General features: G+C 69.9%; 14 protein-coding genes. 8 read left to right on the forward strand and 6 right to left on the reverse strand.

Annotated features, from left to right (window positions below; all coding sequences use genetic code 11):
* The first annotated feature begins 83 nt into the window (after nucleotides 1–83).
* Genes QFZ27_RS20480 through QFZ27_RS20490 form a run of 3 tightly spaced genes read left to right on the forward strand, consistent with a single transcriptional unit; the run spans nucleotide 84 to nucleotide 1,700 of the window.
* Nucleotides 84–635 carry a P-loop nucleotide/nucleoside kinase family protein gene (locus tag QFZ27_RS20480; protein ID WP_429228259.1) on the forward strand — a complete coding sequence of 184 codons (552 nt, stop codon included), beginning with the start codon at nucleotides 84–86 and terminating at the stop codon, nucleotides 633–635.
* A complete protein-coding gene (locus QFZ27_RS20485) occupies nucleotides 632–1,234 on the forward strand; it encodes a dimethylsulfonioproprionate lyase family protein (protein ID WP_429228260.1) in 603 nt (200 codons plus the stop codon). The genes QFZ27_RS20480 and QFZ27_RS20485 overlap by 4 nt, the downstream gene beginning before the upstream one ends.
* Complete coding sequence (locus QFZ27_RS20490; protein ID WP_429228261.1) at nucleotides 1,221–1,700, forward strand: nucleoside deaminase; 480 nt, start codon at nucleotides 1,221–1,223, stop codon at nucleotides 1,698–1,700. Before QFZ27_RS20485 ends, QFZ27_RS20490 begins: the two co-directional genes overlap by 14 nt.
* On the opposite strand, the gene QFZ27_RS20495 is transcribed toward QFZ27_RS20490, so the two are convergent.
* From QFZ27_RS20495 to QFZ27_RS20520, 6 genes are all read right to left on the reverse strand, one after another.
* A complete protein-coding gene (locus QFZ27_RS20495; RefSeq protein WP_429228263.1) occupies nucleotides 1,675–2,106 on the reverse strand; it encodes a YbaY family lipoprotein in 432 nt (143 codons plus the stop codon). The two genes, QFZ27_RS20490 and QFZ27_RS20495, sit on opposite strands and share 26 nt — an antisense overlap.
* Nucleotides 2,107–2,191: 85 nt before the next feature.
* Nucleotides 2,192–2,677: a YajQ family cyclic di-GMP-binding protein gene (locus QFZ27_RS20500; protein WP_429232479.1), complete on the reverse strand. Its 486-nt coding sequence runs from the start codon at nucleotides 2,675–2,677 to the stop codon at nucleotides 2,192–2,194.
* Nucleotides 2,678–2,713: 36 nt separating this feature from the next.
* Entirely contained in the window at nucleotides 2,714–3,622 is a 909-nt protein-coding gene (locus QFZ27_RS20505; RefSeq protein WP_429228264.1) for a ChbG/HpnK family deacetylase, read from the reverse strand.
* Nucleotides 3,588–4,604 (reverse strand): glycosyltransferase family 2 protein, encoded by a 1,017-nt coding sequence (locus QFZ27_RS20510; RefSeq protein ID WP_429228265.1) that lies wholly within the window; start codon nucleotides 4,602–4,604, stop codon nucleotides 3,588–3,590. Before QFZ27_RS20510 ends, QFZ27_RS20505 begins: the two co-directional genes overlap by 35 nt.
* A gap of 8 nt (nucleotides 4,605–4,612) precedes the next feature.
* Nucleotides 4,613–6,217: a glycosyltransferase family 39 protein gene (locus tag QFZ27_RS20515; protein ID WP_429228266.1), complete on the reverse strand. Its 1,605-nt coding sequence runs from the start codon at nucleotides 6,215–6,217 to the stop codon at nucleotides 4,613–4,615.
* A 334-nt stretch (nucleotides 6,218–6,551) separates the two neighbouring features.
* Complete coding sequence (locus tag QFZ27_RS20520) at nucleotides 6,552–7,298, reverse strand: CHAP domain-containing protein (RefSeq protein WP_429228267.1); 747 nt, start codon at nucleotides 7,296–7,298, stop codon at nucleotides 6,552–6,554.
* Nucleotides 7,299–7,954: 656 nt separating this feature from the next.
* Between QFZ27_RS20520 and gabD the strand changes: the two genes are divergently transcribed.
* The 5 genes from gabD to QFZ27_RS20545 all read left to right on the forward strand — a co-directional run bounded on the left by gabD (nucleotide 7,955) and on the right by QFZ27_RS20545 (nucleotide 13,926).
* The gene (gene gabD / locus QFZ27_RS20525; protein WP_429228268.1) at nucleotides 7,955–9,412 is read left to right on the forward strand and encodes an NADP-dependent succinate-semialdehyde dehydrogenase; all 1,458 of its coding nucleotides are present in this window, start codon (nucleotides 7,955–7,957) and stop codon (nucleotides 9,410–9,412) included.
* Nucleotides 9,409–10,119 (forward strand): ribose 5-phosphate isomerase A, encoded by a 711-nt coding sequence (gene rpiA, locus QFZ27_RS20530; RefSeq protein ID WP_429228269.1) that lies wholly within the window; start codon nucleotides 9,409–9,411, stop codon nucleotides 10,117–10,119. Before gabD ends, rpiA begins: the two co-directional genes overlap by 4 nt.
* A gap of 140 nt (nucleotides 10,120–10,259) precedes the next feature.
* Entirely contained in the window at nucleotides 10,260–11,642 is a 1,383-nt protein-coding gene (gene gor / locus QFZ27_RS20535) for a glutathione-disulfide reductase (protein WP_429228270.1), read from the forward strand.
* Nucleotides 11,639–12,427, forward strand: coding sequence for a class I SAM-dependent methyltransferase (locus QFZ27_RS20540; RefSeq protein WP_429228271.1), 789 nt, complete (start codon nucleotides 11,639–11,641; stop codon nucleotides 12,425–12,427). Before gor ends, QFZ27_RS20540 begins: the two co-directional genes overlap by 4 nt.
* A gap of 110 nt (nucleotides 12,428–12,537) precedes the next feature.
* On the forward strand, nucleotides 12,538–13,926 hold the full coding sequence (locus tag QFZ27_RS20545; RefSeq protein ID WP_429228272.1) for a class II 3-deoxy-7-phosphoheptulonate synthase: 1,389 nt from the start codon (nucleotides 12,538–12,540) through the stop codon (nucleotides 13,924–13,926).
* Nucleotides 13,927–13,938: the final 12 nt, after the last annotated feature.

Below are 13,938 nucleotides of genomic sequence, written 5' to 3' on the forward strand. Positions count from 1 at the left end.
GGTGGGTTGCAGAAGGTTGACATCGGATCGGTGCCGTCGCGCCATGGGACGGCAATCATGGACGAGAACCGAAGAGATTGACCATGCCGAGCGAGACCGAGCTGCCCGACATCCTCGTCGTCACCGGCATCATGGCGGCGGGCAAGTCGACCGTGGCCCAGGCGCTGGCGGAACGGCTGTCGCGGGCGGTGCATCTGCGCGGCGACCTGTTCCGGCGCATGATCGTCTCCGGCCGGGTCGAGGTGACGCCCGACCTGCCGGCCGAGGCGATGCGCCAGCTCGACCTGCGCCACGAGCTGGCGGCGATGGTGGCCGGGCGCTTTGCCGAATCCGGCTTCACCGTGATCTGGCAGGACGTGATCCTGGGGCCGACCCTGGTACGGGTCGCCGAGCTGCTGTGCGGCCGGTCCTTCGGCATCGTCGTGCTGTGCCCGTCGCCCGAGGCCGTGGCCGCGCGCGAGGCGGGGCGAAGCAAGACCGGTTACGACGCCTGGACGCCCGCCGATCTGGACCGCGGCCTGCGCGCCGACACGCCGCGGCTCGGGCTGTGGCTCGACAGCTCGGGGCTGACCGTCGGCGAGACCGTCGACGCGATCCTGGCCCGCATCGCCGAGACCCGGAAGGGGCTGTCGTGACCGGCGCGGAGCGGCTGGCGACGGCGGCGCGGGCATTGCTGGCCGGCTTCGACCAGCCGGAGCTGGCGCCGTTCCTGGACGAATGGCCGGCGGCCGGCGCCGCGCAGCGGATGGTCGAGCCCAGGCCCCTGCCGGTGCTGCGCTGGCTCGACCAGGCCACGCCAGCGGCGGCGACCCGGCCGTTGGTCGATCAGGTCGTCGCCGCGGCCGGAGCCCTCGCCTGGGGGCAGACCTATGCGGCGGGCGATCTGGGCGAGCGTTTCCTCGAGCGCTATGGCTGGAGCGAGCTGATCGGCCTGCGCGGCCCGATCGCCAGCGACCGGCTGGCCTGCGGCGTCCTGCTGCTGGGGCCGGAGATCGAGTATCCGCCGCACAGCCATGCGGCCGAGGAGATCTATCTGCCGCTCGCCGGCACCGCCGATTGGCTCCGGGGCCGGGACGGGTGGCGGCGGCGCTGCCCCGGCGAGCTGATCCATCACCCGTCCGGTGTCGCCCATGCGATGCGCACGGATGAGCAGCCGCTGCTGGCGCTGTATCTCTGGCGCGGCGGCGACCTGGCGCAGAAATCGAAGCTCGGAGGATCAGATGACCCCGCATGAAAGCTTCCTCGCCCAGGCGATCGAGCTGGCCCGCCGCAATGTCGAGGAGGGCGGCCGGCCCTTCGGCGCGGTACTGGTGCGCGACAGCGCGGTGATCGCCACCGGCGTCAACCAGATGGGCGCCACCGGTGATCCGACCGCGCATGCCGAGCTGCAGGCGATCCGGGCGGCCGCCCATGCGATCGGCGCGCTGCGGCTCGACGGCTGCACCGTCTACGCCAGCGGCCATCCCTGCCCGATGTGCCTCGCGGCGATGACCATGACCGGCGTCACCGCGGTGTACTACGCCCATTCCAACGAGGAGGGCGCGCCCTACGGGCTGTCGACCGCCGCGGTCTATGCCGAGCTGGCCAAGCCACCGGCCGACCAGGCGATGACCATCCGGCACCTGCCGGTGCGGCTGGACGGGATCGATCTTTACGCGCTGTGGCGCGACCGGCTCAGGGCGCCCGGACCCGGGTCATGACGATGTCGGCCGTGCCGCCGCCGCCCTGGGTCAGCACCGGGTGGCGGGTGTCGGTGACGAACAGTTGCTTGCCGCCGCGCTCGACCCGGGCCGAGACGGCATAGCTGTGGCGCTGGTCGATCTGCGCCGGATCGTAGGACAGGGTGAAGGTCGCCGGCACGCGCACCGGGGCGATGCGTTGCTCGGCCACCACCGTCGACGGCGCGTCGGCCAGCGAGACGTCGAGCAGCTGCACGATCAGCTCCGCATCCGCCGGCAGGGCGATGCGCTCGCGATAAGTCGCCGTGCCGGTGACGGCGGCGCTGACGACGGGCGTAGGCGCCGGCGCGGCGGTCTCTCCGGCCTTGCCGCAGGCGGCGAGGGCCATGGCGGCGATCAGGGCGGCGAGGCAGGATCGGCGGTTCATCGGATATCCCTTGCAGGGCCAAGCCGGCCGCTGTTCTGCCGATGACAACGCTTCGCGACCCGTTCGGTTGCGTCCGCCGACGGTGTCAGTCGCGGAAATTCAGATATTGCAGCGGCTGCTCGATCTTCAGGCCGCGGACCACGGCGATGGTGGCCTGCAGGTCGTCGATCTTCTTGCCGGTGACGCGCAGCTCGTCGCCCTGGATCGCGGCTTGCACCTTCTGCTTGCTGTCCTTGATCGCCTTGATGATGGTCCGGGCCAGGTCGCGGTCGATGCCCTGCTTCACCACCACCTCCTGGCGCACCATGTTGCCCGAAGCCTTCTCCACCGTCCTGAAGTCGAGCGCGCCGGCATCGAGCTTGCGCCGGGTGAAATAGACGCGCAGCAGCTCGTGCATCTGCTTCAGCTTCAGGTCGTCGTCGGCCATGATCGTCAGCGTCTCGTCGCTGCGCTCGATCGTGCATTTCGATCCTTTGAAGTCGAAGCGCTGCGCCACCTCGCGGGTGACGCCGGCGACGGCGTTGTCGACTTCGGTCAGGTCGGTCTTGGAGACGATGTCGAAGGAGGGCATGACCATTCGCGGATCTGCGGAACCAGATCGGAGAGTCTAGCCGATTCCGCGGCGAATGGGAGCCTCCATGGCCGGAATGGGGTGATTGGCCGCCGCCGGCGCGCCGAAGGGCGCCAGCGTCGCGCCATAGCGCCGCAGCGCGGCCGGGAAATCCGGCCCGGCGAAGTAGCGGTATTCCACCGCGCGCATCCCGGTGACCGGGTCGAGGGCGGCGAGCCTGGCGTCGATCAGGCCGGGATGGCACATGATCACCGTCCGGTCCGGCGCGGTCTCGAGCCAGCGCTCGAACAACACACCGTAGCCGCGGTCGACGAAATCATAGACCCCGCAGAAGCTGTCGTTCCGGCGCTCGGCCGCCGGGTCGAGCACGGCGTCGGACCGCAGGCTGAGGGCCTGCAGGGCCAGGGATTTCACGGCGAAAGGACGGCGGACGATCCGCCGCGGCCGGTCGCCGCAGCGCCGGATCCAGCGCGGCCGCAGCCCGGCGGAGCGCAGGGTCAGGGCCAAGGTCTCGGCGATGCCGGGCAGCAGATGGACATGCTGGTGCCCGTCGATGAAGTCCGGCGCCCGGCCGAAGGCATCGACGAACGCGGCATATTGCGCCTCGATTTCGGCCGACAGGGCGCCCGTCGGCAGCCGTCGCGCGAGACTCAGCCGGATCAGGGCGGCGAGGCCGGGGAACCGGTTCCAGCCGGCAGCTACGCGAAGTTGCGGCGACAGCGGCGCGAACGGCCCGGTGAGGCAGAGATGGAGGCCGATTTCGGCCGGCCCGGCGGCGGCGGGCAGGCTGCGCAGCAGGCCGGCCGCCTCGGCCCAGAAACGTCCGACGGTCAGGCAACTGGTGCCGGACAGGCGGCCCTCGGCCAGCAGCTGGCGGATCGCCAGCGACACGCCGGGGGCGAGGCCGTAATCATCGGCGACCAGCGTGATACGCCTCGAGGACATGGCTCATCTCTTCCACAGGGTCCCGCCGCTTATGCTCGGCGACGACGTAGAGGGGGCGGTCCTTCACCTCGTCGAGGATCTGGCCGAGATACTCGCCGAGGATGCCGAGATTGATCAGCAGCACGCCGCCGATCAGCACCAGGATGGCGATCACGCCCGGCACGCCGGGCAGGGCCACGCCTTTGGCCAGGCAGACGATGGTGATCCACAGTCCGTAGGAGAAGGCGGTCAGGGCCATGGCGAAGCCGAGCAGCGTCGAGATCCTCAGCGGCACGCGACTGAACGAGGTGACGCCGTTGAGCGACAGCAGCAGCAGCTTCCAGAACGACCATTTCGTGGTGCCGCCGATCCGCTCCGCCGGCTGGTAGTCGATCCGACGCTGCTGGAAGCCGACCCAGACCGACAGGCCCTTGAAGAACCGGCCGCGTTCGCGCAGGCCGCGCAGCGCCTCGGCCGCCCTTGCCGATATGAGGCGGAAATCGGCCGCATCCGGCGTTATGCGGAAGGCATTGCCGGAATTCATCAGCCCGTAGAAGGACTTGACCAGCAGGCGGTAGACCGGCCCGGCCTCACGCCGGCGGCGGACGGCATAGACGATGTCGTCGCCGTCGACCAGCCAGTGGCGCACGAAGGTGTCGATCAGCTCCGGCGGGTGCTGGCCGTCCGAATCCATGAACACCACTGCGTCGCCCATGGCGGCGTCGAGGCCGGCGGTCAGCGCCGCCTCCTTGCCGAAGTTGCGGCTGAGGCGGATCAGCTCGACCCGCGCCCGACCGTCGGGCAGGGCGGCGATGACCCCGGCGCTGCCGTCCCCGCTGCCGTCGTCGACATAGATCACCTCGACCGCCAGGCCATGAGCCTCGTCGAGCCGGGCGGCCAGGGCCTCGAGCTGCCGGTGCAGCGCCGCCACCGAATCCGCCTCGTTGTACAGCGGCACGACGATCGACAGGCGGCGCGGGGTGGTGCGGAGGGTGTGGTTCATCATGGCCCTCATGAGCCGGGGCAGGTGACGGCCGGGGTGGTCCGGCCGGGGAGCACGGCGAGCCAGACCGTGCGGCTTGCGAGCGGCGTGCCGAGCGCCGTCCGCGCCGGCCAGGCATAAGCGGTGACGTCCCGCGGGCAGAGGCCGGCGATCGGGCGGCCTGGCACGGGGACGCGCCGGGAGGCGTAGACGGCGCCGCCGCGCAGCAGGCGATCCTGGTCGACCCAGGGCGACAGGGCCGGGTCCGCATCCTCGAACACCTGGGGCCGAGCGGCGCCGTACAGGGAGATCGTCCCAGCCTCCGGGATCGTGCCGATTACGGTCTCCGGCGTGCCGGGCTGGCTGTTCCGCCACAGCGCCTCGGCCGCCGCGGACAGCGCCGGGCCGTCGAGATTCATGAGGTTCGGCCTCCCGGTCAGGGCGGGCTTGACCAGCATCAGCACGGCGAAGCCGATCGCGAAGGCCGGCGCCAGGGCGAGGGCGGCGGTGCGGAAGCGCGGCGCCGACAGTCCGAGGGCGGGCAGGAGCAGGGCCAGGAGCGGCGGCGCCGCCAGCACGAAGCTCATGCCCCACATCGTCCGGATGCGGATGCCGGTGGCGGCGGAGGCCAGGGTGAGGACGGCGATCGGGACCAGATAGACGAAGGCGAGATAGATCCCGGCCGGAGCGCCCAGCCGCCGGCGGGCGAGGTGGAGGAGGGCGGCGATCCGCTGCCGTCCCAGGGGGCTGAGGCCGATCGCCGCCGCCAGCAGCATCGGCGCGACGGCGAAGGCCTGGTCGCCGAGGAAGGTGAGGGGACCGATCAGATGGCCGGCCGGGCCGGTCAGGGTGTCGTCGCTGCGCTCGGCCAGATAGCTCAGGGTGGTGAAGTCGTTCTGCGCCAGCCAGAGCAGATGCGGTGCGACCACCAGCAGGCAGACCGCCAATGCGAGATAGGGGCCGGGCCGGGCGAAGTGCCGCCGGCCGGGGGGCGACAGCAGCAGATAGGCCAGCAGCGTGGCCAGCAGCACGCCGATCGAATACTTCGCCAGCAGGCCCAGCCCGCCGGTGAGCCCGGTCAGGATCCACCAGGCCGCGCGGTCGCGGGTGACGGCGCGCCAGAACAGCGCCATGGTCCAGGCCCAGAAGGCGAACTGCACGGTGTTCGGGTTGAAGCGCGGCGCGGCGTAGGTGGTGTAGTGCGTCAGGGCCAGCAGGACGACCGCGACCAGCGCGGCCCGGCGCCCGGCGATGTCGCGCGTCAGCAGCCAGATGCCGGCGAAAGCGGCGGCGATGAAGGCCTGGCTCAGCGCGTAATAGGCCCAGTCGGCGCTGCCGAACACGGCGTGGACGAGTTCGGCGGACCACGCGGCCAGCGGCGGGTGCTTGTGGTAGCCCCAAAGCCAGTGCTGCCCCCAGTAGAGCCCTTCGAGCGTGTCGGGATGCAGGTTGCCGTCCAGCCAGGCCGGCAGCAGGGTCCAGGCCAGGAAGCCGGCGCCGAGGAATGCAGGGACCCAGAGCGGATGGATATCACGGGCGGCCGGCACCAGCGCTCCGGCCGATGCCGGGCCGGAATGGTGCGTCCCCAGCGCGGCCGGGGAGTCGGCAATGGATCGGACCGCTTCTGTGCTCACGATGTCGATGCTGCTCGATGGGATGCTTGGTCTCGGCCCGGGCCGATGGCGGTCGGGGATGTGTCGCCATCAGAAATAATGGCTTGTCCGAGGTTTCGGTATTTACGGTTTGGTATAGGTTTTTCGACGCATCATCTGTTTGACGGCGTTGGTTCTGTCCGAGATTCAAGTATTGTGGAGAGAAATTAATAATCCTGGTTTGCTTGAGTAGTTCAATGAAAAGCTGCAAACTTGCTTGTGGAAGGAAGCCGCTGCTGCTTGCTGGCCCACAAAAGACAAGGCCCGCCGGCAATTGCGGCGGGCCTTGCTGGAACCGGGAGCGGGAAACGGTCGGTCAGTCGGCGCGTTCGGCGACCTGGGTGTTCGGCGCGTAGATAAAGCCGTAGGTCGGATACACCGAGGTCCCCATCTGGCGGGTCGGCTGATGCCAGAAGCGGGTCTGGCTCCAGTCGTTCTTGGCCGAGACGTCGATCACCCGGGCCGGCTCATTCACCCGGCCGCGCGGCGCCCAGTTGGCCTGGTCGACGATGATCTCGCGGGAGCTGACCACCCGGCGGACCACCGCGACATGGCCGCGGCGCATCGAGCCGGTGCGCTTCAGCACGATGACGGAGCCGGCGACCGGCATGCGGCCGCGATTGTAGCGGCCGGCGGCGGCATCCCACCAGCGCCACGCATCCCCGGAGATCTGGAAGCCGGTCAGCTCGCGGGCGAAGGGAACGCAGGACCAGCGGCGACCCTGGGCCTTCAGCGTCGAGACGCGCTGGATCTGCCGCTGTTCGGTGATGTTGCGGGCCGTCAGCTGGGTGCGCGGGATCGGCGCATCGACAGCGGCGGGAGCCTGAGGACGAACCCGGGGGGCCGGTGCGGCGGCGGCCGTCTTCCGCTCGGTGGCCGGTGCCGGGCTGGCCGCCCGGTCCGTCGTCGCCTGGCCGGTGGCCACGGCGTTGCGCACGGCGCCTTCGACCTGCTCACTGGCCTGACCGGCGGCTGCGGCAGCCGCGGCATTCAACTCGCGCGTGGTGCGCGATGCGGCATGTGCGGTTTCGCTGAGAAGGGCGACGCTGCAGACCAGCGTCAACAGACTTGCAGTGAGGGTACTGAGTGGGCGCTTAGCCCGACGTTGAGTTCTGATTCTGAGGTCATAGTCATTGTCGCGGGTCATCACTGGCCCGTCCCCCCTGCGCTGTGTCAATCGGACTGCACTCGCTCCCTTGGCGCTCCAAACGGATGCAGCGCCTTTCCGTCCGGCTCGTTCGATGACCCCAGTCACCGCCCCCTCACCGGCAAGGATGTCTAGTAACATTCTGAAATATTCCCGCCAAGCAAAAATGACACGCTTTCGCCCGATTCCTGCCCGCTTTCGAACGCCAATACAGAGGCGGTCCAGATTTATGTATTGCAGGCGGACCTAAAAAAATTATTCGGCTTTTGCAAAGTGCATGGGTCGGTTCACCGGCCTATTCGTCCCGCCGTTAACACGATGCTGGAAAGATGAGTGGTTCAATTGATTGGTAAGACTATTTAAGGGCAGGGAAGCGAAGCGGCTGCTAACACCTTGAACGTCCGACAAATCCGGCCGATGTTCCGGTTTCGGACCTTGGCGCCGAAGCCGCGAGCCCTGCGTCCTGCGCATAACAGGATATCCCATGCCCTGGCAGCCCTCCGCCGGCCGCGCTACAACCTCCTTCCGAGATTCAGGCGGCCGGATGCGCCGAGAAGAGGGAGACCGAACCGATGCAGCTCACCGACTCGAAGCTTTTCCGCCAGCAATGCTACATCGACGGGCGTTGGGCGGACGCCGATGACGGGCGGGTGATCGACGTCACCAACCCGGCCGGCGGCGCCAGGCTGGGCAGCGTGCCGCGCGCCGGCACCGCCGAGACCCGCCGCGCCATCGCCGCCGCCGACAAGGCCTGGCCGGCCTGGCGCGCCAAGACGGCCCAGGAGCGGTTCACGATCCTGCGGCGCTGGTTCGAGCTGATGCTGGCGAATCAGGAGGATCTGGCGAAGCTGATGACGGCGGAGCAGGGGAAGCCGCTGGCCGAAAGCCGCGGCGAGATCGCGTACGCCGCCAGCTTCGTCGAATGGTTCGCCGAGGAGGGCAAGCGGATCTATGGCGACACCATCCCGGCGCCGGCGGGCGACCGGCGCATCGTCGTGATCAAGCAGCCGATCGGCGTCTGCGCCGCGATCACGCCCTGGAACTTCCCGGCGGCGATGATCACCCGCAAGGCCGGCGCCGCCCTGGCCGCCGGCTGCACCATGGTGGTCAAGCCGGCCAGCGAGACGCCCTATTCGGCCCTGGCGCTGGCCGAGCTGGCCGAGCGCGCCGGCATTCCGGCCGGCGTGTTCTCGGTCATCACCGGCAGCGCCAGCGAGATCGGCGGCGAGATGACCTCGAGCCCGATCGTGCGCAAGGTGACCTTCACCGGGTCGACCGAGATCGGCAAGCTGCTGATCCAGCAATCGGCCTCGACGGTGAAGAAGGTGTCGATGGAACTGGGCGGCAACGCGCCGTTCATCGTCTTCGACGACGCCGATCTCGACGCCGCGGTGCAGGGGGCGATCGCCTCGAAATACCGCAACACCGGCCAGACCTGCGTCTGCGCCAACCGCCTGCTGGTGCAGGACGGGGTCTACGACGCCTTCGCCGCCAAGCTGGCCGAGGCCGTCTGCAAACTGAAGGTCGCCGACGGCATGACCGACGGCGCCCAGCAGGGGCCGCTGATCAACATGAAGGCGGTCGAGAAGGTCGAGGAGCACATCGCCGATGCCGTGCAGAAGGGCGCGCATGTCGCCCTCGGCGGCAAGCGCCACAGCCTCGGCGGCACCTTCTTCCAGCCGACGATCCTGACCGACGTCACGCCGGAGATGAAGGTGGCGAAGGAGGAGACCTTCGGCCCGCTGGCGCCGCTGTTCCGGTTCAAGACCGAGGAAGAGGCGATCCGGATGGCCAACGACACCGAATTCGGCCTCGCCTCCTATTTCTACAGCCGCGACATCGGCCGGATCTGGCGGGTCGGCGAGGCGTTGGAATACGGCATCGTCGGCATCAATGAGGGCCTGATCTCGACCGCCGTCGCGCCCTTCGGCGGGGTGAAGGAGAGCGGCCTCGGCCGCGAGGGTTCCCATTACGGCATCGAGGATTACCTCGAGGTGAAGTACCTGTGCATGGGCGGGCTGAACCGGTGACCGAGACGCTGTCGCCGCAGGAGCAGGGCAAGCGCGCCGCGGGCGAGGCCGCGGCGGCGCTGGTCGAGGACGGCATGCGGCTGGGCCTCGGCACCGGCTCGACCGTCCGCTGGGTGCTGGAGGCGCTGGGCCGCCGGATCCGGGAGGAGGGGCTGCGCATCACCGGCATCCCGACCTCCGAGCAGACGGCCGAGCGGGCGCGCGCACTCGGCATCCCGCTGACCGACTTCGCCTCGACCGAGGCGCTCGACCTCTGCATCGACGGGGCCGACGAGGTCGAGCGGGGGACGCTGCGCCTGGTCAAGGGGCTGGGCGGGGCGCTGCTGCGCGAGAAGATCGTGGCCGAAGCCTCCGCGCGCTTCATCGCCGTGGTCGACGGCTCGAAGATCGTCGAGGTGCTCGGCGAGAAGGCGCCGCTGCCGGTCGAGGTCACGGCCTTCGGCTGGGAGGCGACGGCCCGGCGCCTCTCGGCCTTCGGCGGCGCCCCGGTGCTGCGGCAGCGCGACGGCGCCACGGTCCGCACCGATGGCGGCAACCTGGTGCTGGATTGCGGCGGCTTCGCGCCGATCCGCGACCCGGACGGGCTGCAGCGGGCGGTCAAGTCGATCGCCGGCGTGGTCGAGACCGGGCTGTTCCTCGGCGGTGCCGAGCAGGCGATCATCGGCCAGGCGGATGGCACCACGAGCTCGCTGCGGCCCACGCGCTGATCGGTCAGGCATAGCGGCCCTGCGGGTTGAACGGGCTTGCCTCGATCGGGGTCCGCGGCCCAAATGCCGGGTGAACCCCTTCCCGCGCGGCCGGTCGCCGGCCGCGCCGCTTTGACCGCGGCAGGCGGTCCGGACATGCCATGAGCGGATTCGATTTCGACTATTTCGTCATCGGCGGCGGCTCGGGCGGCGTGCGCTCGGCCCGCATCGCGGCGCAGCACGGCGCCCGCGTCGGCATCGCCGAGGAACGCTACTGGGGCGGCACCTGCGTCAATGTCGGCTGCGTGCCGAAGAAGCTGCTGGCCATGGCGGCGCATTTCTCCGCCGATTTCGAGGACGCCGCCGGCTTCGGCTGGACCGTCCCGTCCGCGACCCATGACTGGGCCACGCTGATCGCGCGCAAGGACGCCGAGATCGGCCGGCTGAATGGCATCTACCGCACCCTGCTGACCAATGCCGGCGCCACCATGTTCGACGCTCGCGCCGTGCTGGTCGACGCCCACACGATCGATGTCGGCGGCAAGCGCGTCACCGCCGACCGTATCCTGGTGGCGACCGGCGGCTGGCCGGTGCTGCCGGACAAGCCCGGCGTCCGCGAGCACGCCTTCACCTCGAACGAGGCGTTCCATCTGGAGCGGATGCCGCAGCGCGTGGTGATCGTCGGCGGTGGCTACATCGCGGTGGAGTTCGCCGGAATCTTCCACGGCCTCGGCGCCGAGGTGACGCTGGTGCATCGCGGCGACATGGTGCTGCGCGGCTTCGATGACGATCTGCGGGTCCACCTCGCCACCGAGATCGGCAAGGCCGGGGTCAATCTGCGCCTCGGCTGCAATGTCGAGGGCATCGCCAAGGTCGGCGACGCCCTGGCGGTGACGCTGAGCAACGACGAGGTGATCGCCGCCGACGGGGTGATGTACGCCACCGGCCGCAAGCCGAACACGGCGGGGCTGGGACTGGAGACGGTCGGAGTCGCGGTCGATGCCGACGGCGCCATCACCGTCGACGAGCACTACCGGACCAGCGTGCCCAACATCTACGCGCTGGGCGACGTCACCGACCGGCTGAACCTGACGCCGGTGGCGATCGCCGAGGGCCACGCCTTGGCCGACACGCTGTTCGGCGGCAAGCCGCGGGTGCCGTCCTACGAGAACGTGCCGACGGCGGTGTTCTCGAACCCGCCGATCGGCACGGTCGGGCTGACCGAGGCGGCGGCGCGTGAGCGGCATGGCGAGGTCGATGTCTACCGCGCGGTGTTCCGGCCGATGCGCCACACCTTGTCGGGTCGCGAGGAGCGGACGTTGATGAAGCTGGTGGTCGATCCGGCGACCGACCGGGTGCTGGGCTGCCACATGGTCGGGCCGGACGCGCCGGAGATCGTCCAAGGCCTGGGCATCGCCCTGACCTGCGGCGCCACCAAGGCGCAGTTCGACGCCACCATCGGCATCCATCCGACCGCGGCGGAGGAGTTCGTGACCATGCGCAGCAAGGTGGAGCGCCCGGCCAGCCCGGGACTGGCGCAATGACGGCTGAGCCGGACGGGCCGCAGAACATCTATGACAACCCGGTGTTCTTCGCCGGCTATGCCGCGCTGCGCGACGCCGAGAGCGGGCTGAACGCCGTGCTGGAGCAGCCGGCGCTGGCGCGGCTGCTGCCGGCCTCGCTGACGGGGCTGCGCGTCCTCGATCTCGGCTGCGGCTTCGGCGACTTCGCCCGCGCTGCCCGGGCGCGGGGCGCCGCCTCGGTGCTGGCGATCGACGTCTCGGCGAAGATGCTGGCGGAAGCCCGGCGGCGGACCTCGGATCCCGCGATCCGGTACGAACAGGCGCCGATCGAGGCGCTGGCGGTGGAGCCGGCAGCGTTCGATCTGGCCGTCTCGTCGTTGGCCCTGCATTACGTCGCCGATTATCGGGCGGCGGTCCGGACGATCGCCGCAGCGCTGGCACCCCGCGGCCGCTTCGTCTGCTCGGTCGAGCACCCGATCTGCACCGCGATGGGCGTCTATGAATGGCATCGCGATGCAACAGGCGCCGAACTGTACTGGCCGGTCGATCGCTACGGCGAGGAGGGGCGGCGCGACACGCGATGGTTCGTCGACGGGGTGGTCAAGCACCACCGCACCGTTGCCAGCTATGTGAACGGCCTGGTCGATGCCGGGCTGGCCCTGGCGCGGCTGGAGGAGCCGGAGGCTGATCCGGCGGCGCTGAAGGCCCGGCCGGAGCTGGCGCTGCAACGGCGCCGGCCTCCCTTCCTGCTGCTGGCCGCCGACAAGCCGGCGTGGCGGGCCGGCTGCACGCGGTTCTTGTCATAAGTGGGCTGCGCTGCGACGCTGGAAATGCCGGGTGGGCAGGCGTATAGCCTCACATCCGGCCCCGTCCGCAAGGGAGAGAGCGGGCGGGGGCGCAAGGTGCGGAGTGTGTGATGGCGGAACGGTGGACCCCTGACTCCTGGCGCGCGATGCCGGTGAGGCAGATGCCGCAATATCCCGACGCGGCCAAGGTGGCAGCGGCGGAGAAGACCCTGTCGAAATACCCGCCGCTGGTCTTCGCCGGCGAGGCCCGCTCGCTGAAGGCGGCGCTCGGCCGGGTCGCCGCGGGCAAGGCGTTCCTGCTGCAGGGCGGCGACTGCGCCGAGAGCTTCGCCGAGTTCCATCCCGACAAGATCCGGGACACCTTCCGCGTGCTGCTGCAGATGGCGGTGATCCTGACCTTCGGCGGCGGCTTGCCGGTGGTGAAGGTCGGCCGCATGGCCGGGCAGTTCGCCAAGCCGCGCTCCGCCGACATGGAGACGATCGACGGCGTGTCGCTGCCCTCCTATCGCGGCGACATCGTCAATGGCGTCGAGTTCGACGAGGCCTCGCGCATCCCCGACCCGGCGCGCATGGTGCAGGCCTTCAACCAGTCGGCGGCCACGCTGAACCTGCTGCGCGCCTTTGCCCAGGGCGGCTATGCCGACCTGCACAAGGTGCACCAGTGGAATCTCGGCTTCGTCACCCGGTCGCCGCAGGGCGAGCGCTACGAGGCCTTCGCCAGCCGGATCGACGAGGCGCTGGAGTTCATGGCCGCCTGCGGCGTCACCGCCGAGACCACGCCGGCGATCCGCGAGACCGATTTCTACACCAGCCACGAGGCGCTGCTGCTGCCTTATGAGCAGGCGCTGACGCGGATCGACAGCACCACCGGCGACTGGTACGACGTCTCGGCCCATCTGCTGTGGATCGGCGACCGCACCCGCCAGGCCGACGGCGCGCATGTCGAGTTCCTGCGCGGGGTGAAGAACCCGCTGGGCCTGAAATGCGGCCCGTCGCTGGATCCCGACGACCTGATCCGCCTGATCGACGTGCTGAACCCGGACAACGAGGCCGGCCGGCTGACCCTGATCGTGCGCATGGGCGCCGACAAGGTCGTCGACAAGCTGCCGCCGCTGCTGCGCCGGGTGCGCGACGAGGGCCGGGCCGTGATCTGGTGCTGCGATCCGATGCACGGCAACACCATCTCCTCGCCCTCCGGCTACAAGACCCGGCCGTTCGACCGGATCCTGTCCGAGGTGCGCGACTTCTTCGACGTGCACCGGGCCGAGGGCACCCATCCCGGCGGCGTGCATTTCGAGATGACCGGCGAGGACGTCACCGAATGCACCGGCGGCGCCCAGGCGATCACCGACGAGGCGCTGTCGCTGCGCTACCAGACTGCGGTCGACCCGCGGCTGAACGCCAGCCAGTCGCTGGAGCTGGCGTTCCTGATCGCCGAGAAGCTGAAGCAGGAGCGCAGCGCCCAGGATGCGGCCCGCCGGGCCGCGGCCGCGGAATAGCAGGGAACGGCG

The sequence above is a fragment of the Inquilinus ginsengisoli genome, assembly GCF_050434925.1.
In the GTDB taxonomy this organism is placed as follows: Bacteria; Pseudomonadota; Alphaproteobacteria; order DSM-16000; family Inquilinaceae; genus Inquilinus; species Inquilinus ginsengisoli_B.

What these genes read in the sequence shown, in the direction of transcription:
- QFZ27_RS20480 (WP_429228259.1), top strand. Translation starts at nt 84, where the DNA reads ATGCCGAGCGAGACCGAGCTGCCCGACATCCTCGTCGTCACCGGCATC.
- QFZ27_RS20490 (WP_429228261.1), top strand. Translation starts at nt 1,221, where the DNA reads ATGACCCCGCATGAAAGCTTCCTCGCCCAGGCGATCGAGCTGGCCCGC.
- QFZ27_RS20495 (WP_429228263.1), bottom strand. Translation starts at nt 2,106, where the DNA reads ATGAACCGCCGATCCTGCCTCGCCGCCCTGATCGCCGCCATGGCCCTC.
- QFZ27_RS20500 (WP_429232479.1), bottom strand. Translation starts at nt 2,677, where the DNA reads ATGCCCTCCTTCGACATCGTCTCCAAGACCGACCTGACCGAAGTCGAC.
- QFZ27_RS20505 (WP_429228264.1), bottom strand. Translation starts at nt 3,622, where the DNA reads ATGTCCTCGAGGCGTATCACGCTGGTCGCCGATGATTACGGCCTCGCC.
- QFZ27_RS20510 (WP_429228265.1), bottom strand. Translation starts at nt 4,604, where the DNA reads ATGAACCACACCCTCCGCACCACCCCGCGCCGCCTGTCGATCGTCGTG.
- gabD (WP_429228268.1), top strand. Translation starts at nt 7,955, where the DNA reads ATGCAGCTCACCGACTCGAAGCTTTTCCGCCAGCAATGCTACATCGAC.
- gor (WP_429228270.1), top strand. Translation starts at nt 10,260, where the DNA reads ATGAGCGGATTCGATTTCGACTATTTCGTCATCGGCGGCGGCTCGGGC.
- QFZ27_RS20540 (WP_429228271.1), top strand. Translation starts at nt 11,639, where the DNA reads ATGACGGCTGAGCCGGACGGGCCGCAGAACATCTATGACAACCCGGTG.
- QFZ27_RS20545 (WP_429228272.1), top strand. Translation starts at nt 12,538, where the DNA reads ATGGCGGAACGGTGGACCCCTGACTCCTGGCGCGCGATGCCGGTGAGG.